Annotated in this window: 1 protein-coding gene; it reads right to left on the minus strand. The window is 54.0% G+C overall.

Annotated features, from left to right (window positions below; genetic code table 11):
• The coding region (locus EZM41_RS06215; protein WP_198470264.1) for a hypothetical protein at window positions 1–284 on the minus strand (284 nt) is incomplete at its 3' end.
• Window positions 285–348 lie beyond the last annotated feature (64 nt).

Consider the following 348-nt stretch of genomic DNA (forward strand, 5'->3'; position numbering starts at 1 on the left):
GAGGGGCTACCCTGAAACATGAGATCAGAAAGTCGGCTGATCCTCAGGCGAACTGGCGATGAATCGCCCAAGACGAAGCGCAGCGCATCCAAAACGTTGCTCTTGCCGCTGCCGTTGATTGGCATGCCCATTACCCTGAAGGCATGCCGATAAAGGTGACGCTTGCTGGCTATGGCGAAGTGGACGACTTGATGGTGGAGTCGGTCCAGGAGGGTTACAGGGTCGTTGTCTTGGAACTCTTTGAGCTTAAAATGAGAAGAGAGGCGGATGTCGTTTATGGGCATCCTAAAATACCCCCTTGCTGGTTATCGTCATCTGTAAGTCGCGAATCGCCGCGGTGAGCTCCTC

Origin of the sequence: Acetomicrobium sp. S15 = DSM 107314, assembly GCF_016125955.1 — a bacterium.
GTDB classification, from domain to species: domain Bacteria; phylum Synergistota; class Synergistia; order Synergistales; family Thermosynergistaceae; genus Thermosynergistes; species Thermosynergistes pyruvativorans.